The organism is Nonomuraea sp. NPDC049486, from assembly GCF_040676925.1.
Taxonomy (GTDB): domain Bacteria; phylum Actinomycetota; class Actinomycetes; order Streptosporangiales; family Streptosporangiaceae; genus Nonomuraea; species Nonomuraea ferruginea.
Genome location: NZ_JBFAPV010000009.1, coordinates 305198 through 325466 on the forward strand (window position 1 = coordinate 305198; position 20269 = coordinate 325466).

Consider the following 20269-nt stretch of genomic DNA (forward strand, 5'->3'; position numbering starts at 1 on the left):
CACAGGGCAGCCCATGGACCGTACAATTGCGCGCAATTGCCGCGTAGTTCGGGGAAGGGTCGTCATGCGGATGCGGTTCCTTGGGTCCACGTCGGAGGCGGGCGCCTGCCCCACCCTCTACGAGACGGATCGCGGCACGATCGTCGTCCAGGGACTTCAGGTCTCGGACCCCGAGGCGCTCGCGGACCTGCGTGACGTGCTCGACGGCGAGACGGCGGTCGAGGTGCCGCGCGAGCTGCTCACCGAAATCGCGGCCCGGGTCCTGCCCGAAATCACGGCAACCGCTTTCCAGGGCAGTGCCTCCGCACGACCAGCGACCGGCTGATCACAATTGCGCGAACAGGCCTGGCATGATCCGGGATCACAGGTCTAGCCTCTAGCGACGTGAGCTCGTTTCAGCAGGCGCGCATCGACCTCGGCAGCCAGCTCCGCCAGTTGCGCGAGTCGGCGCACCTGTCCGGCAAGGAGCTGGCCGAGCGGCTGCGCTGGCAGCCGTCCAAGGTCTCCCGCCTGGAGAACGCCCGCCAGACGGCGACGGAGGACGACGTGGTGGTGTGGGCCCAGGCGGTGTCCGCCTCTCCGGAGACCACCGACGAGCTCATCACGCAGGCCATCGCGCTGCTGGAGCGGCACGACGGCTGGAAGCAGCGCCACCGCAGCGGCCTGGCCGCCATCCAGGAGGACCTGCGCGACCTGGAGGCGCGCACCAAGCTGTTCCGCGCCTTCGAGCCGGGCATCCTGGTCGGCCTGCTGCAGACGGCCGAGTACGCGCGCCACGTGTTCAGCAAGGTCAAGCGCCTCTACAGCGCGCCCGACCAGATCGACGCGGCGGTGCGGGTGCGCATGCAGCGCCAGGAGATCCTCTACGACCGCTCACGCACGTTCCGCTTCGTCATGCTGGAGGCCGCCCTGCACACCCGGCTCGCCCCGGCCGACGTCATGCGCGGCCAGCTCGACCGGCTGCTCGCCGTCAGCACGCTGCCCAACGTCGAGTTCGGCGTCGTCCCGTTCACCCGGGAGCTGCCGGCCAATCCGGTGCACGGTTTCTGGATCTTCAACGAGGCCCTGGTCACCGTCGGCACCCTGACGAAGGACCTGCTCTTCCGCGATCCGGACGACGTCGCCTTCTACACCAACGCCTTCGAGGACTTCGCCGAGGCGGCGCAATTCGACGAACCTGGCCGTGACATCATCATCAAGGTTCTTGACCAGTATCGAAAACATTCATCACATTAACCGGCGCAATTGCTTGCCCTCCTATCAAGATCGTGCAATTCTTTGCCCGAGACGTTGCGGAGGTGATGCATGATGCTGGATTCCGCGCTCTGCCTCGAGCAATTCGCTTGGCATGCGGGTCGTCACGCTGACCTGTCGGTTCAGCATGTCTCGCTGGCCAGCGACCCCGCCTACGTCTCGGTGCGCAACCGCTTCTCGGCCACGCTCGCCGAGAGCGTCACCTGTTCCGAGGATGGAAGTTTCATCACCTCGTGGGGTTACCGTCTCGGCACCGCCGACGACGTGGAGGCCGCCGCTGCCCGCCTCGCCTTCCTCCTGGCCGCGCTGCCCGCCTGAGCTCACGCCCGCGCGCCGGGGGCAGGCGTGCCCGGCAGGGTCATCGTCGCGACCACGCCGCCGTCGGCCGCATTGTGGAGCCTGATCTCTCCTCCCACCTCCTTGACGGCCTGGTGGACGATGGCCAGGCCCAGCCCGGAGCCCGGCAGCGACCGGGCCGAGGGCGAGCGCCAGAACCGGTCGAACACGTGCGGCAGCTCCTCCTCAGGAATGCCCGGCCCGTGGTCCCGTACGGTCAGCTCGCCGTCCCGGAGGGTGACCTCCACCTCGCTGTCAGGGCTGAACTTGGCGGCGTTGTCGAGCAGGTTGAGCACCGCCCGCTCCAGCGAGGCGGCCCCGCCGACCACGTACCACGGCTCCAGGTCGGCGGCGATCTCGGCGCCGCGCAGCCGCGCCCGCTCCACCGCGGCGGTGACCACCTGCTGGAAGGCGAGCTCGGCGTGCGGCTCGTGGTCGGTGTCGCCGCGGGCGAGCTGTAGCAGGTCGCCGACCAGCGTGGTCAGCTCGGCGAACTGCGCCTTGACGTTGACCAGCAGCCGCTCCTTGGCGCCGGGGTCGAGGCTGCGGCCGGTCTGCTCGCTGCGCAGCAGCAGGTCGATGTTGGTGCGCAGGGTGGTGAGCGGGGTGCGCAGCTCGTGGCCGGCGTCGGCGACGAGCTGCCGCTGCCGGTCGCGGGAGCCGGCCAGCGCGGCCGTCATCGCGTTGAAGGAGGCGCTCAGGCGGGCGATCTCGTCGCCGCCCTCGACCGGGATCCGGGTGTCGAGGTCCTCGGTCTGCGCGATGTGCTCGACGGCCCTGGTCAGGCGGCCGACAGGGCGCAGCGCGGCGCGGGAGACGAGCAGCCCGACCGAGGCGGCGACCAGCACGCCGAGCGCGGCGACGCCGGCCAGCAGGACCGTCACCCTGCGCAGGGTGTCGTTGATCTCCTCCACCGGCCTGCCGACGACGAACGCGGCGTTCTCGTCCACGTTCCTGACGTAGACGCGCAGCGGGGTGCCGTCGTCGGCGCGGCCGTCGTAGAACTCCCACTGGCCGTAGTAGCCGGCCGCGATCCGCCTCTCGTGGGGGGTGACCTTGATCGCGGTGTTGCCCATGACGCAGCGCTCGCCGCCGGGGAAGACGATCTGCATCGGCTCGGTGAACGCCGGGTGCCCGTCGAGCGCGGCCGCCGGCTCGGAAGAGCAGTTGCGCACCGCCCCCTGCATGGCCTTGACCGGCACGGCGATGTCCCGCAGCGACTGGTTGAGCTGCCAGGACAGCTCCCGCCGGACGAAGTACCAGCAGCCCACGGCGGAGACCGCGACGGCTATCGCCACCGCCGCGGCGACCAGGAGCGTCAGCCGCGAGCGAAGACTGCGTTTCCTCATGGCGAGCCTCTGAGCACGTAGCCGACGCCGCGCACGGTCTGGATGACGCGCGGCTCGCCGCCGGCCTCGGTCTTGCGCCGCAGGTACATCACGTACACGTCGAGCGAGTTGGAGGTGGGCTCGAAGTCGAACCCCCACACCTCGGCCAGGATCTGGTCGCGGGTCAGCACCTGGCGCGGGTGCGTCAGGAACAGCTCCATCAGCAGGTACTCGGTCCTGGTCAGGTCGAGCCGCCGCGTGCCCCTGGTGACCTCGCGGGTCACCGGGTCCATCCGCAGGTCGGCGAAGGACAGCGCGTCCTCGGGCGCGTTCGGGCCGCTGAGCGCGCCGCGCCGGAGCAGCGCGCGCACCCGGGCCAGCAGCTCGTCCAGCTCGAACGGCTTGACCAGGTAGTCGTCGGCGCCCGCGTCCAGTCCGGACACGCGGTCGCCGACGGCGTCGCGGGCGGTGAGCATGAGCACGGGGATGTGGTTGCCGCCGGCCCGCAGGCGGCGGCAGGCGGTCAGCCCGTCGAGCCGGGGCATCATGACGTCGAGCAGCACGGCGTCGTACGGGCTGCCGGCCAGCTCGTCCAGGGCCTCCTGCCCGTCGTCGGCGGTGGTGACCTTGTAGCCCTCGAACTCCAGGCTCGACTGCAACGCCTCGCGCAAGGCGGGCTCGTCGTCCACCACCAGCAACCGGGCAGCCTCGTTCATGCGCACCACGCTAGAGGAACATTCTGAGAACCCGATGAAGGCAGGTCAGCGCCCCAGGACCGCCATGGCCGCGTTGTGGCCGGGGATGCCGCTCACCCCGCCGCCGCGCCGGGCGCCGGCCCCGCACAGCAGGATGCGCTCGTGCTCGGTCTCGACGCCCCAGCCGCCTTCCTCTCCGTACGGCCAGCTCAGGTCCCGGTGGAAGATGTGACCGCCCGGCAGGCCGGCCTCGTTCTCCAGGTCGACGGGGGACTTGGCCTCGATGCACGGGGTGCCGTCGGGGGCGCGCAGCAGGCAGTCCTCGATCGGCTCGGCCAGCACCGAGTCGATCGAGGCGAGGGTGGCGCGCAGCGCGCGCTCCCTGGCCCCGTCCGGGTCCTGGCGGAACAGGCGGGCGGGCATGTGCAGGCCGAACAGCGTCATCGTCTCGGCCTTGCCGCGCAGGCCGGGGCCGAGGATGGACGGGTCGGTGAGCGAGTGGCAGTAGACCTCGGCGGGCGGCAGGTCCGGGATGTCGCCCCCGGCCGCCTGGGCGTGGGCGCGGGCGAGCTGGCCGCCGCTCTCGTTGATGTGGAACGTCCCGCTGAAGGCCGCCTTCGGGTCCACGCCGGCGTCCTTGAGCCTGGGCAGCCGGGAGAGCACCATGTTGACCTTGAGCTGCGCCCCCTCGGGCAGGCCCGGCGTGCGGTCGAGCACCCGGTCGAGCACCCGGTCGAGCACTGCGGGGGGCAGGTTGACCAGCACGTGCCCGCCGGTGACCGTGTGCTCGCCGTCGTCCGTGCGGAACGTCACCTCGCCGGACGGCGCGATGCCGACGATCTCGGCGCCGGTCCTGATCTCCGCGCCGGCCGCGCGGGCGGCGGTCTCCAGCGCGCCGGAGACGGCGCCCATGCCGCCCACCGGGACGTTCCACTCGCCGGTGCCGTCGCCGATCACGTGGTAGAGGAAGCAGCGGTTGGCCCGCAGGTCGGTGGCCGGGTCGGCGAACGTGCCGATCAGCGCGTCGGTGAGCACCACGCCGCGCACGACGTCGTCGGCGAACCGCTCGTCCACCGCCTCGCCGATGGGGCGGGCGAACAGGTCGCGCCACGCCTCGGCGCCGACCAGCTTCTCGACCTCCGCCGCCGGCCGCAGCGGCTCCAGCAGCGTCGGCGCCAGCGCCCGCGCGGCCGTCGCGGTCATGCCGTAGAACGCCTCCCAGGCGGCGTGGTCGGCCTCGCCGCCGGTGACGGCCCGGAACGAGGCCCTGGTGCGGTCCGCGTCCTCGCCGTCGACGAGCAGCCCGGTGTCGCCGACGGGCGTGTACGAGGAGTAGCGGCGGCGGCGCAGCTCCAGCTTCAGGCCCAGATCCTTGACGATCTTCGTCGGCAGCAGGCTGACCAGGTAGGAGTAGCGTGACAGCCGCACGTCCACGCCCGGGAACGGCCGGGCCGAGATCGCCAGGCCGCCCGTGTGGTCCTGCCGCTCCAGCACCAGCACCCGCCGCCCGGCCCGGGCGAGATAGGCGGCGGCGACCAGCCCGTTGTGCCCGCCTCCGGCGATGACCACGTCGAAAGTCCCCATTCTCCGCACTCTAGGACCTCCGATCCCGGCCCCGCCATCGGACCCGGGCCTCTCTTCCGTCAGGCCGGGCGGGCGGCGATGGAGAGGAGGGTGGCGGCGGAGCCGGTGAGGGGGCGGCCCCTGCGCCAGACGGCCCGCAGGGTGCGCGCCAGGTCCAGCCCGTAGAGCGGCACTTCGACCAGCCGCCCGGTGGTCAGCTCCGCCTCCACCGCGTAGGCGCTGAGCACGGCGGGGGCCACCCCCGCCTGGGCGGCGCCCTTGACCGCCGCGTTGGACCCCAGCTCCAGCCTCGGCCTGGCCCGGTGCAGCGCGCTGAACACCACGTCCAGCGTCTCCCTGGTGCCCGACCCGCGCTCCCGTACCACCAGCGGGGTGGCAGCCAGCTCGGGACCTCGCAGGAGGGTGCGGCGGCGCGCCCACGGATGGCCGGGCGCGACCACGACCACCAGCCGGTCGCCGCCCACCACCCGCTCGGCCAGCCCGTCAGGCACGGCCGGCCCTTCCACGAACCCGAGTTCCACCTCCCCGGCCAGCACCCGGGCCGCCACGTCGGCGGAGTTCATCACGTCCAGCCCGGCCTCGACGTCCGGCTCCCGGCTCTGCAGCTCGCCCAGCCAGCGCGGCAGCAGGTACTCGGCCACGGTCATGCTCGCCGCGACCCTGAGGTGCCCGGCCCCGCCGCGCCGGACGGCCTCGGCGGCGCGCACGAGCTCCTGGGCGGCGCCGACGACCTGCGCGGCCCAGCCGGCCACGATCTTCCCTTCGCCGGTGAGCGCCGACCCGCGCGGGGTGCGCTCCAGCAGGGGCAGGCCGAGGCGGCGTTCGAGCCGGGCGATGCGCTTGCTGGCCGACGGCTGCGCGATCCCGGCCGCCCTGGCCGCCTGCCCGAGGCTGCCCAGCTCGCCGACGTCGACCAGCAGCTTGAGCGAGACGAGATCGGGCAATTCACTCATAGCCCCAGGCTATGGCCTGCCATCCGGCGAGCGGCTACCGGCGTTCCCGGTCCCGCCGAAGACTGGATGCCGTGCCCCTGCCTGCTCTCCGGTCCCTGCCCGCCCTGCTGCCCGGGGTGCTCGTGTCGGCTGCCGCGCTGGGGGTCGCGCTGGCGGTGAACGCGGCGGTGCCCGCGGTGAGCGCGGCGGTGGTCGCGGTGGTGCTGGGGGCGGCGCTGGCGGGCTTCGGGGGTGCCGGCCGGCGGCTGCTGCCGGGGCTGCGGTTCGTGTCGAGGCCGGTGCTGCGGGCGGCGGTGGTGCTGCTCGGGCTGCAGGTCTCGGTGCCGCAGATCCTGGGGCTGGGCTGGCAGACGGTGGTGGTCGTGGTGGTGGCCACCGGGGTGACGTTCGCGGTGACGCCGGTGGCCGGCCGCAGGCTCGGCGTCCCGCCGGGCGCCTCGCTGCTGGTGGCGACGGGGGTGGCCGTCTGCGGGGCGGCGGCGATCGCGGCCATGCACGACAGCGCGGGCACCGAGGACGACGAGGCGGCCGCCGCGCTGGCGGTGGTGGTCCTGTACGGCACGGGCGCCCTGCTCGCGATCCCCCTCGCCGCCTCCTGGCTCGGTCTCTCCCCCTCGCAGCTCGCCGTCTGGACGGGCGCGGCGGTTCACGAGGTGGCTCAGGTGGCGGCCATCGGGGCCGCCACGGGCGTCCTGACGACGGCCGTGACGGTCAAGCTCGGCCGGGTCCTCCTCCTGGCTCCCCTGGTCGCCCTCGTCTCGTACACGGGGTCTCACGCCACGCCCGGGAGGCGGCTCCAGGACGCGCATGCCGGACGGGTGGGCCTGCCCGCGGGTCCACCGGTTCGTCCCGCACGGGCACCGCGCGGGAAGGCGGGGCGGGTGGCGGGGGTGCCGCTGTTCGTGGCCGGGTTCGTCGTCATGGCATGCGTGCGCGGCACGGGGATGGTGCCGGACGGGGTCGTCGCGGTGGCGGGGCAGGCGGCGAATATCCTGTTGGCTGCCGCGATGTTCGGCCTCGGCACCGGGATCGACGTGCGGAGACTGCTGCGCGGGGGGCGGACCGTGCTGCTCGGCGGGATCGCCACCGGGCTCGTCGGCGGGGTGTCGCTCGCGGGTGTGCTGCTGCTCGTGTGATCCCCCGGGCGGACGGCGGCGCGGGGGTGTCGCCGTCCGGGTGAGCACGGGTGGACGCGGACGCGGTCCCCCCGTATGCTGCTCGGTTCGGAACAATTTCCTCGAAACACTCCGTTCCGACAATGCGCCACAAGACCACTCAAGGAGTACGAAACACACATGCGCCGCACCACCGACTCCCTTCTCCAGCCGTCCGACGAGGTCGCCGAGGCTCTCGACTCGGGCGCACCGGTCGTCGCGCTGGAGTCCACGATCATCTCGCACGGCCTGCCCCGGCCCCGCAACCTCGAGGTCGCGCGCGAGCTGGAGGAGATCGTACGGCGCGAGGGCGCGGTCCCCGCCACGATCGCGGTGCTGGACGGAGTGGCCAGGATCGGCCTGGACGAGGCCTCGCTGGAGCGCGTCGCGATGGAGCCGGGGCTGCGCAAGCTGAGCCAGCGCGACCTCCCGCTCGCCGCCGCGCTGAAGGTGAGCGGCGCGACCACGGTGGCGGCGACGTCGTTCCTGGCGGCCCGGGCGGGCATCCGCCTGTTCGCCACCGGCGGCCTGGGCGGCGTGCACCGCGGCTGGACGGACGACCAGGACGAGTCCGCCGACCTGGACACCCTGTCCAGGACCCGCGTCACCGTGGTGTGCGCGGGCGTCAAGTCCATCCTGGACGTGCCCGCCACGCTGCAGCGCCTGGAGACGCGCGGCGTGACCGTGGCCGGCTATCGGACCGACGAGTTCCCCGGCTTCTACCTGCGTTCCTCCGGCCGTCCCGTGGAGTGGCGGATCGAGACGCCCGAGGAGGCGGCCGCGGTCATGCGCGGCCAGGACGCGTTCGGCGGCCAGGAGACGGCGCTGATCGTGGCCAACCCGATCCCGGAGGACCAGCAGCTCGACCCGGCGCTGCACGACCGCGTGCTCGCCGAGGCCCTGGCCACCGCCGAGCGCGAGGGCGTCACCGGCCAGGCGATCACCCCGTTCCTGCTGGGCTACCTGGTGCGCGGCACCGGCGGGGCCTCCCTGGAGGCCAACCTGGCCGCGGTCCGCGGCAACGTCGCGCTCGCGGCCCGTGTCGCGCTGGCCTGGTCACGATCGTGAACGGCCAGGGCCTGCTGGTCATCGGCGACGTGGTCACCGACGTGGTGGCCATGCACGGCGCCCCGGTCATGTCGGGCCCCGACATCCCTTCTGACATCGCCGCCGACATCGCGCTGCGCCCCGGCGGCTCCGGCGCGAACACCGCCGCGTGGGCGGCCTTCCTGGGCGCCGACGCGAGCCTGCTGGCCCGCTGCGGATACGACAGCAGCGAGTGGCACATCACCGAGCTGACCAAGACCGGGGTGCGCCCGCACATCCGGATCGACGCCGCCAACCCGACCGCCGTGGTCATCTCGATGGTCGACAGCACCGGCGAGCGCTCCATGCTGACGAACCGGGGGGCCGGCGAGCTGATCTCCCCCCTCGACTGGGACGACGCGCTCCTCGACGGCGTGACGCACCTGCACGTCTCCGGTTACACCCTGTTCAGCGAGCCCGGCCTGGCCCTGAGCAGGCTGGCCATGGCGAAGGCGACCGGCGCGGGGGCCTCGATCAGCGTCGACCCGGCCTCGACGGGCCCGCTCGCCGGGTTCGGCGTGACGCGGTTCCTCGGCGAGACGGCGCTCGCCGGATTGATCTTTCCCAATCGTGACGAAGCTCTCCTTCTCAGCGGCGCCGCCACGCCCGAGCGGGCGGCCGAGACGCTCAGCGAGCATTACGGGACAGCGGTCGTGAAGCTGGGGCCCCAGGGCGGTCTCGTGGCGGTAGGCGGGCAGGTCGTGGCGAAGGCGGACGCGGTGCCCGCGGAGGCCGTGGACTCCACGGGAGCCGGTGACGCGTTCGCCGCCGGCTACCTCGCCGCCGCCCTGTCGGGGGCGGGCGAGAGGGAGGCTCTGGAGTCAGGTTGCCGTGCGGGTGCCGAGTGTGTGGCCCTCGTAGGGGGTCGTCCACGGTACGGTTTGGACATGAAGCGTCTTTACCCTATTCACACCGATTGATAGCTTGCCGCGTAGGCTGCACCATCAGTCACATGCGTATCGCGGCACACTGGGGAGGATAAGGTCCCGCCGATGGACGTCGAGTCATCGATCTGCCTGAGCGACCTGGTCCCTGCCCTGCGCTGGAGTCGGCCGCAACAGGTCGCGGAGGCGCTGTCCGATCCGCGCCTGCCGTCCGCGTGGTGGTCGTCGATGCCGCTGCAGAGGGCCTTCGCCGCGACCGGTCTCGACTGGGTGTGCGAGCGGCTCGCGCTCCTCGCCTCCTCGCGCTGGGATCATCTGCCGCTGGGCGACGTGCTGCCGGCCATGGCGCTGCATCCGATCGATCCGACGCTGCCGGGCTATCCCGAGCCCGCCCGGACGGCGATCGTGGGCCTGGGCGGCTGGCACCGCCTGCGCCGCCTGACGCCGGCCGACCTGAAGGCGCCGGGGTCCACCCCCGAGACGGTGATGGGTACGGTCTTCCGCGAGGTGCTCGGCAGGCTGGCGGCCCGGCCGGAAGCCGTGGCCGGGCATCCCGAGGTCACCAGGCCGGTCCAGCGCGGCGCGTCCGGCGCCGGTTCCTTCCCCGCCGCGGGCGAGCGTCCGGCGGCCGCGTTCGAGGGCACCGGCGCCTTCGCCGGCCCGAACGGCGGCCCCGCCAAGGGCGAGCCGCTGCCGCAGCGCGCCGACGAGCGCCGCAACACCGGAGCCTTCCCCGCCCCCGCCGACGAGCGCCGCAACACCGGCTCCTTCCCCGCCCCCGCCGACGAGCGCCGGAACACCGGCTCCTTCCCCAGGGTGGGCGACGACGCGCGGCCGGGCGGCGAACCCCGGCGTCCGGCGGCCTCCTTTCCACCCGAGGAACAGCGGTCCCCCGGGTCCTTCCCCGGCGACAGCCGGCGCGCTCCCGGCTCGTTCCCCGGCGACCCCCAGCGGTCGCAGAGCTCGTCCCCGGACGAGGGCCGGCGCTCCACCGGATCCTTCCCCGCCGTCGGCCGCGACCAGCGCTCCACGGGCTCTTTTCCCGCCGTCGGCCGGGACCAGCGGTCCACCGGTTCCTTCCCCGCCGTGGGCGGGGGCCAGAGCCCGCTGCCGCAGCGCCCCGCCGCGGCCGACTCCTCCGGCCCGCACACCGGCTCCCTGCCGAGCCTCCCCGGCGGGTCCGCCTCGTACGGCTCCCAGCCCGCCCCTGTGCCGTCCGACACCGACCACGCGATGGTCAGAGTGGTCGACAGCCTGTTCCGCGGCCTGAACAAGCTGGAGCTGGCCGTGGCCGAGCACCGCCTGTTCGCCGAGGACCCGGTCAGCCTGCGCACGCTCGCGCACAAGATGCTCGTCGAGCGCGAGATCCTCTCCCAGGCGCAGCGCACCGCCGAGGAGCGGGTGCTCACCTGGCTGCGCTCGTCGGAGTCGGCCCCGATCACCGGGCACATGTTCCGGCTCACCGAGTGGCTGGGCGCCGCCGCGACCGAGGATCAGCTGATCGGCGCGGACCCCGCCCATCCCGCGACCGTGCCGTCCCTGCGCACCCCGCTGTGGCGGGTGCTGGTCACGCTGATGCCGGACCGCCGCCTCCAGGACGGCTGGCTGGTCGTCGGCGACATCCAGGGACTGCAGGCCCGTACCCGCAGGCTGCTGGCCTCGGCCCAGCCGGACGCGGACATGGTGGAGCTGATGGCGGAACTGGGCATCCGCGCCCACTCGGCCAAGGCGTGGCTGGACGCGCTGCCGCCCGAGCAGGTCCACGACCCGGTCGCCGCGTCCGAGGGCCCGCCGCAGCCGCTGCCGCGCCGCACCCCCGGCGCCAACGGGCACCACCACAGGGGCGGCCAGCCGATCCCCGCCGCCGCGGCCAACTCCATCGACCCGTCGGCCGCGCTCGCGACGCTGTCGGCCCTCTCCAACGGCCGCTCGCCGATGCTCCAGGGCCACCTGGCCGGCACCCCGGCCACTCCCCCGCCGCCGCCTCCGAGCCCGTCGTCGGATCCGCGCCGCTGGCAGCGCATCGAGGTCAAGCCCGAGCACCTGCGCGGCGGCCCGGTGCCGGTGCCGCAGAACTACGCGGCCCAGCTCGGCATGCGCCCCGGCACGCTGCTGTCGGTCACCGGCCCGGGCGACAACGCGATCGTGCTGGTGTGGCAGGGTCAGCAGCCGGTGTTCGACTCTCTCCAGCCGGTGCTGATGAGGCTCAACGCCCGCCCCGGCGACCAGGTGTACGTGACGGTCGACGGCTACCGCCTGGAGGCCCAGCTCACGGGCTGAGGCCGCTCACTCGCCGAACAGGCGCAGCGCGTGGGCCTTGGCTGCGGCCTCGCCCCGGGAGGCGACGCCGAGCTTGGCGAGGATGTTGGACACGTGCACGCTGACCGTCTTGACGGCGATGAACAGCTCGGCGGCGATCTCGCGGTTGCTCCGGCCCCTGGCGACGTGGCGCAGCACCTCCAGCTCGCGGGCGGTCAGGCCGAGCGGCGGCCCGCCGGGCGCGGACTGGTCCGCCAGGGCGATCCCGGCCCGCCTGGCCAGCGCGTCGACCCGCGCCAGCAGCGGCCGCGCGCCGAGCCGCCGCGCCAGCTCGTCCGCCGTGGCCAGCCGCGCCGCCGCGTGCTCGCGGTCGCCGCACGCCAGCGCGGCGTGCGCGGCCCCCTCGCACACCCGGGCTCGCGCGTACGGGTTGCGCAGCGCCTCCCAGGCGGCCACGGCCGCGTCCCAGGCCTTGAGCCGGGCCTCGGGGTCGTCCTCCGTCACGGTCATGGCGGTGACGGTGAGCCGCTGGGCCTGCTGCAGGTCGCCGTCGGCGGGCAGCCGCTCGGCGAGCGCGCGGACCTCGGCCACCACCGGTCCACCCAGCTCGGCCAGGGACGCCAGCAGCCCCCACGAGTAGCGCGGCTCGGCCCCCAGGTCGTGGGAGCGCAGCAGGCGCAGGCCCGCCTCGCGCGCCTCGTCGACCCGGCCGCGGGCCAGCAGGAGCTCCGCCTCGCGGCGGCCGTGGGGCAGCACGGTCTGCTCGCGGAACGAGCCGCGCGCCACGATGCGCTCGATGGCCGCCAGCAGTTCCGCGGCCTGGTCGAGCCGGCCGCGGGCCAGCGCGATGTCGGTGGCGAAGCCGCGCAGCCCGGTCTGGTGGGGCGGGGGCGGCACCAGCTCCAGGGCGTGCTCGATCACCTCCAGCGCCTCGTCCCAGCGGCCGAGCGACATCAGCGGCTCGGCCAGGTTGATCGACAGGAAGGTGCCGGACGTGCGGGCCAGCCCGTAGCGCTCGGCCAGCGCGATGCCGTCGCGGGCGACCTGGGCCGCCTCCTCGTGGCGTCCGGCGCCCTCCAGGCTGTCGGACTCGGAGATGGCCACGCGCATGAGCGCGTTGTAGGCGTCGGCGCGGACCGCCAGCCGGCGCGCCTCGGCGTAGCCGCCGCGGTGCTCGTCGATCTCGGCGAAGCGCAGGCACCGGGTCCAGGTGAGGCTGATCAGGGCCTGCGCCTGGACGGTGTCGTCGCCGGCCCGGCGGCCGATCTCGATGGCCTGCTCCGCCGTGGCGATCCGCTCCGCGCGCCGGTCGGGCCGGTGGAGCATGCGGGCCAGCGACTCCAGCACCTGGCCGCGCAGCCTGCTCGGCGGCTCGGCGGGGACCAGGGCGGCCGCCTCGTACAGGTCGTCGATGTGGCCGGGGCGGCTCAGGTCGTAGCGGATGAGGCCGCGCAGCCGCAGCACGCGGGCGGCCGCCACCGGGTCGGCGGCGCGGTCGATCTCGCCGAGCGCGGCCGAGGCGAGCGCGGCGGCGCGGTCGTACTCGCCCGCGAGGTGGGCCACGACGGCCGTCTGGCGCAGCACGTCGGCGTGGCCGCGGCCGGTGCGCTCCGCCGCGTCGGGCACGTGGTCCCACAGCTCCAGCACCCGCGAGAGCATGCGCAGCTGCTCGTCGTAGGCGGTGGAGCGACGGGCCGCTGCGGCGGCGTGCCAGGCGCTGGTGAGCGCCCAGGTGGTGTCGCGGGCGGCGTGCCAGTGGTGGGCCAGCTCGATCGCGCCGCGCGGCGCGGGCAGGACCGACAGGTCGCGCTCCAGCGCCTCGGCGAAGCGGGTGTGGAGCCGGGTGTGCTCGCCGGGCAGCAGGTCGTCGTGGAGCGCCTCGCGGATCAGCGCGTGGCGGAAGGCGTAGCCCTCGCCGTCGACGGCGAGCACGTTGCCCGCCACGGCGGGGCGCAGCCGGGCGGCGAGCGCCGCCTCGTCGAACCCGGTGACGGCGGCCAGGAGGTCGTGCTCGATGCGCTGGCCGCCGGCGCTGGCCATGCGCAGCAGCTCCTGCGTCTCGTCGGGCAGCCGCTCCACGCTCGCGAGCAGCAGGTCGCGCAGTGACTCCGGGAGCAGGCCGCCGGAGCCGTCCTCGCTCAGCAGCGCCTCGACGAACAGCGGGTTGCCCTCGCTGCGCGAGTAGACCCGCTCGATGTCGGCGGGCGACGGCTCGCGGGCGAGGATGCCCGCCGCCTGGGCGGCGACCTCGCGGCGGCTGAGCCGGCTCAGCTCCACCCGGGTCACCCACGCGACCCTGGACAGCTCGGCGAGGAGCGGGCGCAGCGGGTGGGCGCGGTGGAGCTCGTCGGAACGGTAGGTGACGACGATCATCAGGCGGCCGGTGCCGCGCTGGTAGCGCACCAGGAAGGAGAGCAGGTCGCGGGTGGAGCGGTCGGCCCAGTGGGCGTCCTCCACGACCAGGATGACCGGCCGGTCCTCGGCCAGCCGCTCCAGCAGGCCGAGCAGCTGCTCGAACAGCCGCGCCCTGGCCTCGGCGCCGTCGCGGTCGGGCTCGCCGAACTCGGGCAGCAGCCGCGCCAGTCCTCGGGTCGTGCCGCCGGGCACCAGCTCCGCGACCCGGTCGCGGCCGAGCGTGCGCACCAGGGAGCGCAGCACGGCGGTGAACGGGGCGAACGGCAGGCCCTCGGTGCCGAGCTCCAGGCAGCCGCCGACGAGCACCAGCGCGTCGCCGGCCCGGTCGGTGAACTCCCCCATGAGCCGGGTCTTGCCCACCCCGGCCTCGCCGCCGACCAGCACGGTGGCCGCGGCGCCGCCGCGCGTCTCACCCAGCACACCCAGGAGCAGGTCGAGCTCGCCGGCACGGCCGACGAACAGGGGGCTCACCTGGTGGATGGTCACGCACCAAGCATGCCATCCCCCTACGACAAGGTCAGCGCAGCACCTTACGGTAGAAAGTGGCAGAAGCCTCGTAACCGAGCGCGTGGTAGAACTCCGGCGCGCGCCGGGTCGCCATCGCCACATAGCGGGCGCCGCGGTCGCGCGCCCACTTCTCGAACTCCACGAGCAGGCCGCGCCCGATGCCCTGCCGGCGCGACCCCGACTGCACCATCGCCTCCTCCACCCAGGCGACGGGCCCGTTGGCGAAGAGCGTCAGATGGACGTAGCCGAGCAGATAGCCGTGGACGCGCCCGTCGACGACGGCGGCGAGCAGCAGGGTGTCTTCGTCCTTCAGCAGCAGCGGCAGCGCGGCGTCGAAGGCCTCGCGCTCGGGCCGGAAGGTGAGACCGAACTCGCGCGCCAGCGCGAACACGTCGTCCGCGTCGGACTTCTCCACCCTCCGGATAAGAAGATCGTCAGCCGTCATGACGTATGACACTAGATCGCGCCCCGTTCCCGAGTCCAACACTCATGAGTCGCGGATCGCCCGGACCCGGCCTGCCGGGGGTGGCGACAGGGTGCGCGGCACAAAAACGACATTCATACCATACACGAAGAAGTGCCGCGACACCTTCGACGGAACGCGGGCGGGCCGGGGTGGCAAGGATTTACCACTCCGGTACGCATAGCCCCACCGAGGTAGAACATAAGAAAAGCTAGACTCTTTCATATTCCCTCTGCCTCGCCTAAGCTTTCATGAGAAAGGGCCTCCTGTCTGCACAATGCGACGTCGGCCGACAGGAGGCCCCTCCTCCCTCGCTACGGGAGGGATGGGTTGAAACAGACACACAACCGTACGGCTCGGAGGATCACCCCGAGACAGTTGCACTCGATGGATACGGCTGTACGGACTCATACCCTGACGCTGACGGCGGTTTCACAAGAACGACATTAGTCGCGCCTGGCGACCGTCTTCGTCAAACCCAGCGTAGAAGAAAAGCCCCAGCCACCACAAGTGGCGACTTTCGGGGTCAGCTAGAAAAAGGTACGACTCGGGTACATAAAATCACACTACGGGCATTGTTCTTACTTACCCGTAAATTCGCATATGTCGCCACTCTGACGACATTCGAGTGATATGTCCCCTATGACAAGCAGCAGAGTGACGGGTGGAACCCGCCGGCACGACGAGAACGCCCCGGCCACCCGCCGATTGCGGGCGACCGGGGCGCGCTCAACTCCTCCTACCGTCGGAGAACAGATAGCTCCCGACGATGATCATGCCTATCTGGAAGGTCCAGAGCCTGATATCCGCGAGCTCCGGCTTGACCTGGGCCCATGCCTTCTCGTCCAGAAAAGCCCCGGCGAGCACAGTGACCATGATCAAACCGGACAGAATGATCATATAGATTTTCAGGAACCACCATCGCAGGTGATCCTGTGACGGATCCAGCATTTCATCCTCATGGTTAAGGGGAAACGAGGCAGTCCGTCATCACCGCGCCGGAGATGGACCAGTGTGCTCCTTGTGGGCTCACCCCAGAGTCCGCCCTCCGCCGATCGAGTGCGATGCGCCGAATCCTAGCGCCCTGCGGCGAAGGACATCCGCCAATTCACAGATCACCCAATCCCAGCTGGCGGGCGATCAGCATGCGCTGCACCTCGGACGTTCCTTCGCCGATCTCCAGGATCTTCGCGTCGCGGTAGAAACGGCCCACCGGAAACTCGTTCATGAATCCGTACCCGCCGAAGATCTGCGTCGCGTCGCGGGAGTTGTCCATGGCCGCGTTGGACGAGACGAGCTTGGCGATCGCCGCTTCCTTCTTGAACGGGACGCCCGCGAGCATCTTCTCGGCCGCGTGGTAATAGGCCAGGCGGGCGGTGTGGGCGCGGGCCTCCATGTCGGCGATCTTGAACTGGATGGCCTGGTAGTGGCCGATCGGGTGGCCGAAGGCGCGGCGCTCGCGCACGTACTTCAGGCACTCGTCCACGCAGCCCTGCGACAGGCCGACGCTGAGTGCGGCGATCGCGATGCGGCCCTCGTCCAGCGTCTGCAGGAACTGGGCGTAGCCGCGGCCGCGCTCGCCGAGCAGGTTGGCGGCGGGCACCCGGCAGTCGGAGAACGACAGCTCGCGCGTGTCCGAGGCGTTCCAGCCGACCTTGGAGTACTTCTTCGACACGGTGAAGCCCGGCGTGCCCGCGGGGACGAGGATGGTCGAGATCTCCCGCTCGCCGGTCAGCGCGGCGACGCCGACGACGCCGGTGATGTCGGTGCCGGAGTTGGTGATGAACGCCTTCGTCCCGTTGATCACCCACTCGTCGCCGTCGAGCACGGCGGTGGTGCGCATGCCGCCGGGCACGTCCGAGCCGCCTCCCGGCTCGGTCAGGCCGAACGCGCCCAGCATCTCCCCCGCGGCCAGCTTCGGCAGCCAGTGGTCGCGCTGCTCCCCGGTGCCGAACCGGAGGATGGGCATCGCGCCGAGCGACACCGCCGCCTCCAGGGTGATCGACACGCTGGAGTCCACCCTGGCCAGCTCCTCCAGCGCCAGGCAGAGGGCGAAGTAGTCGCCGCCCATGCCGCCGTACTGCTCGGGGATGGGCAGGCCGAACAGGCCCATCGCGCCCATCTGGCGGACGATGTCGTACGGGAACTCCTCGCGCTCGTAGTAGCCGCCGATGACGGGGGCGACCACCTCGCGGGCGAAGGCCTCGACGGTCTTGCGCAGCTCTTCGTGTTCGGGTGTCAGCATGGGTCAGCCTTTCGCGAGGGCCTGGACGACGCGGGAGGGGCTGGGCCGGCCCAGCCGGGCGGCCAGCCAGGTGCTGGTGGCCACGAGTTTGTCCAGGTCGAGGCCGGTCTCGATGCCGAGCCCGCGCAGCATCCAGACGAGGTCCTCGGTGGCCAGGTTGCCGGTGGCGGACTCGGCGTACGGGCAGCCGCCGATGCCTCCGGTGGAGGCGTCCACGGTGGTGACGCCCGCCCTGAGCGCGGCCAGGGTGTTGCCGAGCGCCTGCCCGTAGGTGTCGTGGAAGTGGACGGCGAGCTTGTCCGGCGAGGTGAACGCCTCGATCAGCGCGGTGACGTGGCCGGGCGTGCCGACGCCGATCGTGTCGCCCAGCGACAGCTCGTAGCAGCCCAGCCCGAGCAGCCGCTCACCGACCGCGACCACCTGGGAGACGGGCGTGGGACCCTCCCAGGGGTCGCCGAAGCACATCGACACGTACGCGCGCACCCGCACGCCGTTCTCCCGCGCCCGGGCGACCACCGGCTCGAACATCTCGAACTGGCTCTCCAGGCTCCGGTTGAGGTTCTTGGCGGCGAACGTCTCGGTGGCGCTGGCGAAGACGGCGATCTCGTCGACGCCCCGCTCCAGCGCCCGGTCCAGGCCGCGCTCGTTCGGCACCAGCACCGGGTAGCGGACGCCGGGCCTGCGGTGCAGCCGGTCGAGCAGCTGCTCCGCGTCCGCGAGCTGGGGCACCCACTTCGGGTGCACGAAGCTGGTCGCCTCGATGACCTTGTGGCCTGCGTCGGCGAGGCGGTCGATGAACTCGGCCTTGACCTCGACGGGCACGATCGCCGCCTCGTTCTGCAGCCCGTCGCGGGGGCCGACCTCGTAGACGGTGACCTGCTGCGGCAGGCCCTCCATCGGGTACGCGCGCGCCATCATCCCTCCTCCACCACGGCCAGCACGGCGTCCATGTCGACGGGCCGGCCGGCCTGCGCCGGCAGCTCGGCGACGCGCCCGTCCCGTGGGGCGGTGACGGTGTGCTCCATCTTCATCGCCTCCACGATCACCAGCGGCTGGCCTTCCTTGACCTGGTCGCCGACCTGGGCCTTGACCACCAGGACGGTGCCGGGCATCGGGCTCCTGACCACGCCGTCGCCGCTCCCCGCGGCGCCTGCGCGGTCGCCCGGGTCGCCGATCAGGTGGCGGGTGACGGGCCAGGCGTGCCCGTCCCGGCCGAGCCAGACCGTCTCACCGTCCCGGGCGCACACGTAGTGCGTCGTACGACCGTCCACAGTGACGACGACCCCACCCCCGTACGGCCGGACGGCAGGTCCGCCCGGCGATCCGGGACCGTCCGCGTACGTGCGGAGGACGGCCGGAACGGGCGGGCCGTCCGCCACTCTGACCTCGGCGCCTTCCCGGGGCAGGCCGCGCACGTGGACGGCGTGCACGCCGTCACGCGTCTCCAGCCGCCACGTCGTCCAGGCCCGCTCCCCGACCCGCCAGCCGTCCATGACCTCCCACGGGTCACGCCCCACCGGCTGATCGTGAAACACGAGCGCGGCGGCCGCCAGCGCATCCAAGGGCACCCCGCGCCCCATACGAGCCACGGAGGCCCCAGCCACGTCCGCGTGAGCCACATCTGTACGGCCCCGGTCCGCGCGGGCCGCATCTGTACGGTCCCCGTCCTCGCGGGCCTGATCCGCACCACCCGCGTTCGTGCGAGCCGCATCCGTACGACCCCCGTCCTCGCGGGTCTGGTCCGTGCGGGCCGCTTCTGCGCGGGTTGGGTCGGTGGTGAGGAGGTCTGGGAGGGCTCGTTCGACCAGGCCGGTGTCCAGGTCGCCGGCGCGGACGGTTTCGTGGGCGAGCAGGGCCCGCAGGAACGGCACGTTGGTGGTGACCCCGAGCACCACGGTCTCGCTCAGGGCGCGGTCGAGGGCACGGAGCGCTCCCGCCCGGTCCGGGGCCCAGGCGATGACCTTCGACAGCATCGGGTCGAACTCGCTGCCGACCACTCCGCCCTCCAGCAGCCCGGAGTCGACCCGTACCCCCGGACCGGAGGGCTCGCGCAGGGCGAGGACGCGGCCGCCGGTGGGCAGGAAGCCGCGCGCCGGATCCTCGGCGTAGACGCGCGCCTCGACCGCGTGGCCGTCGAGCCGCACCTCGTCCTGGGTGAACGGGAGAGGCTCGCCGGCCGCCACCCGGAGCTGCAGCTCCACCAGGTCGAGGCCGGTGACCAGCTCGGTGACGGGGTGCTCGACCTGGAGACGGGTGTTCATCTCCATGAAGTGGTAGGCGCCCGTGGCGCCGTCGACGATGAACTCGACGGTGCCCGCGCCGACGTAGCCGACCGCGCGGGCGGCCTCCACGGCGGCGGCGCCCATGCGGGCCCTGGTCTCCGCGTCGACGAAGGGCGACGGGGCCTCCTCGACGATCTTCTGGTGCCTGCGCTGCAGGCTGCACTCGCGTTCGCCCAGGTGGACGACGGTGCCGTGGCCGTCGGCGAGGACCTGGATCTCGATGTGCCGGGGCCGCTCCACGTAGCGCTCGATCAGGAGGGTGCCGTCGCCGAAGGCGGCCGTGGCCGTGCGCCGGGCGGACTCCAGGGCGTCCGGCAGCTCCGCCGCCGACCTGACCAGCACCATGCCCTTGCCGCCGCCGCCCGCCGACGGCTTGATCAGGGCGGGGAAGGCGGACCAGGCCGAGAGCTCGTCGCCGGGTTCGGCCGCGCCCGGCACCACCGGCACGCCGGCGGCCGACACGGTGCGCTTGGCGCGGATCTTGTCGCCCATCGCCTCGATGGCGTCCGCCGGCGGCCCGACGAACACCAGCCCGGCCTCCGCGCAGCGGCGGGCGAAGGCGGCGTTCTCGGCCAGGAAGCCGTAGCCGGGGTGGACGGCCGCCGCGCCGGAGCGCCGGGCCACCTCCACGATCGCCTCGATATCCAGATATTTCGGGATCTGGTGGGCCTCGTCAGCCTCGATCACGTGGCGCGCGCCCGCGTCGGCGGCCGTGTGCACGGCGACCGCGCCGATGCCGAGCGCGCGCAGGGTGCGGATGACCCGGACGGCGATCTCGCCCCGGTTGGCGACCAGCACCCGGCCGAACAGGGAATCAGTCATGA

General features: G+C 72.9%; 17 protein-coding genes. 7 read left to right on the forward strand and 10 right to left on the reverse strand.

What is annotated here, in order from left to right:
* Positions 1 to 64: 64 nt before the first annotated feature.
* The 3 genes from AB0K05_RS26560 to AB0K05_RS26570 all read left to right on the forward strand — a co-directional run bounded on the left by AB0K05_RS26560 (position 65) and on the right by AB0K05_RS26570 (position 1572).
* A complete protein-coding gene (locus AB0K05_RS26560) occupies positions 65 to 325 on the forward strand; it encodes a hypothetical protein (protein ID WP_364232515.1) in 261 nt (86 codons plus the stop codon).
* Positions 326 to 384: 59 nt separating this feature from the next.
* Entirely contained in the window at positions 385 to 1236 is an 852-nt protein-coding gene (locus AB0K05_RS26565; protein ID WP_271278314.1) for a helix-turn-helix transcriptional regulator, read from the forward strand.
* Between the two features lie 69 nt (positions 1237 to 1305).
* Positions 1306 to 1572 (forward strand): hypothetical protein, encoded by a 267-nt coding sequence (locus AB0K05_RS26570; protein ID WP_148030571.1) that lies wholly within the window; start codon positions 1306 to 1308, stop codon positions 1570 to 1572.
* Between the two features lie 2 nt (positions 1573 to 1574).
* Here the strand turns inward: AB0K05_RS26570 and AB0K05_RS26575 are convergent, their stop codons facing one another.
* The 4 genes from AB0K05_RS26575 to AB0K05_RS26590 are packed head-to-tail and all read right to left on the reverse strand — an operon-like array spanning position 1575 to position 6150.
* Positions 1575 to 2939, reverse strand: a complete 1365-nt coding sequence (locus AB0K05_RS26575; protein WP_271278315.1) for a HAMP domain-containing sensor histidine kinase — start codon at positions 2937 to 2939, stop codon at positions 1575 to 1577.
* Positions 2936 to 3634 carry a response regulator transcription factor gene (locus AB0K05_RS26580; RefSeq protein WP_364232519.1) on the reverse strand — a complete coding sequence of 233 codons (699 nt, stop codon included), beginning with the start codon at positions 3632 to 3634 and terminating at the stop codon, positions 2936 to 2938. The genes AB0K05_RS26575 and AB0K05_RS26580 overlap by 4 nt, the downstream gene beginning before the upstream one ends.
* A gap of 45 nt (positions 3635 to 3679) precedes the next feature.
* On the reverse strand, positions 3680 to 5197 hold the full coding sequence (locus AB0K05_RS26585; protein WP_364232521.1) for an NAD(P)/FAD-dependent oxidoreductase: 1518 nt from the start codon (positions 5195 to 5197) through the stop codon (positions 3680 to 3682).
* 59 nt (positions 5198 to 5256) lie between these two features.
* Entirely contained in the window at positions 5257 to 6150 is an 894-nt protein-coding gene (locus AB0K05_RS26590) for a LysR family transcriptional regulator (RefSeq protein WP_219545403.1), read from the reverse strand.
* A gap of 71 nt (positions 6151 to 6221) precedes the next feature.
* Here AB0K05_RS26590 and AB0K05_RS26595 point away from each other — a divergent pair, with 71 nt between their 5' ends.
* The 4 genes from AB0K05_RS26595 (at position 6222) to AB0K05_RS26610 (ending at position 11554) form a co-directional block, all read left to right on the forward strand.
* Complete coding sequence (locus AB0K05_RS26595; RefSeq protein ID WP_271280261.1) at positions 6222 to 7286, forward strand: putative sulfate exporter family transporter; 1065 nt, start codon at positions 6222 to 6224, stop codon at positions 7284 to 7286.
* A 159-nt stretch (positions 7287 to 7445) separates the two neighbouring features.
* Entirely contained in the window at positions 7446 to 8372 is a 927-nt protein-coding gene (locus tag AB0K05_RS26600) for a pseudouridine-5'-phosphate glycosidase (RefSeq protein ID WP_271280260.1), read from the forward strand.
* Positions 8369 to 9310 (forward strand): PfkB family carbohydrate kinase, encoded by a 942-nt coding sequence (locus tag AB0K05_RS26605; RefSeq protein WP_364232525.1) that lies wholly within the window; start codon positions 8369 to 8371, stop codon positions 9308 to 9310. The genes AB0K05_RS26600 and AB0K05_RS26605 overlap by 4 nt, the downstream gene beginning before the upstream one ends.
* Positions 9311 to 9382: 72 nt before the next feature.
* A complete protein-coding gene (locus AB0K05_RS26610) occupies positions 9383 to 11554 on the forward strand; it encodes a hypothetical protein (protein WP_364232527.1) in 2172 nt (723 codons plus the stop codon).
* 6 nt (positions 11555 to 11560) lie between these two features.
* Here the strand turns inward: AB0K05_RS26610 and AB0K05_RS26615 are convergent, their stop codons facing one another.
* From AB0K05_RS26615 to AB0K05_RS26640, 6 genes are all read right to left on the reverse strand, one after another.
* On the reverse strand, positions 11561 to 14434 hold the full coding sequence (locus tag AB0K05_RS26615) for an AAA family ATPase (protein WP_364232530.1): 2874 nt from the start codon (positions 14432 to 14434) through the stop codon (positions 11561 to 11563).
* Positions 14435 to 14465: 31 nt separating this feature from the next.
* Positions 14466 to 14870, reverse strand: a complete 405-nt coding sequence (locus AB0K05_RS26620) for a GNAT family N-acetyltransferase (protein WP_261808438.1) — start codon at positions 14868 to 14870, stop codon at positions 14466 to 14468.
* A 777-nt stretch (positions 14871 to 15647) separates the two neighbouring features.
* Positions 15648 to 15794 (reverse strand): hypothetical protein, encoded by a 147-nt coding sequence (locus AB0K05_RS26625; RefSeq protein ID WP_364232534.1) that lies wholly within the window; start codon positions 15792 to 15794, stop codon positions 15648 to 15650.
* A gap of 232 nt (positions 15795 to 16026) precedes the next feature.
* Positions 16027 to 17163, reverse strand: a complete 1137-nt coding sequence (locus AB0K05_RS26630; protein WP_271279053.1) for an acyl-CoA dehydrogenase family protein — start codon at positions 17161 to 17163, stop codon at positions 16027 to 16029.
* 3 nt (positions 17164 to 17166) lie between these two features.
* Positions 17167 to 18081 carry a hydroxymethylglutaryl-CoA lyase gene (locus AB0K05_RS26635; RefSeq protein WP_364232536.1) on the reverse strand — a complete coding sequence of 305 codons (915 nt, stop codon included), beginning with the start codon at positions 18079 to 18081 and terminating at the stop codon, positions 17167 to 17169.
* Positions 18078 to 20267 carry a biotin carboxylase N-terminal domain-containing protein gene (locus AB0K05_RS26640; protein WP_364232539.1) on the reverse strand — a complete coding sequence of 730 codons (2190 nt, stop codon included), beginning with the start codon at positions 20265 to 20267 and terminating at the stop codon, positions 18078 to 18080. Before AB0K05_RS26640 ends, AB0K05_RS26635 begins: the two co-directional genes overlap by 4 nt.
* Positions 20268 to 20269: the final 2 nt, after the last annotated feature.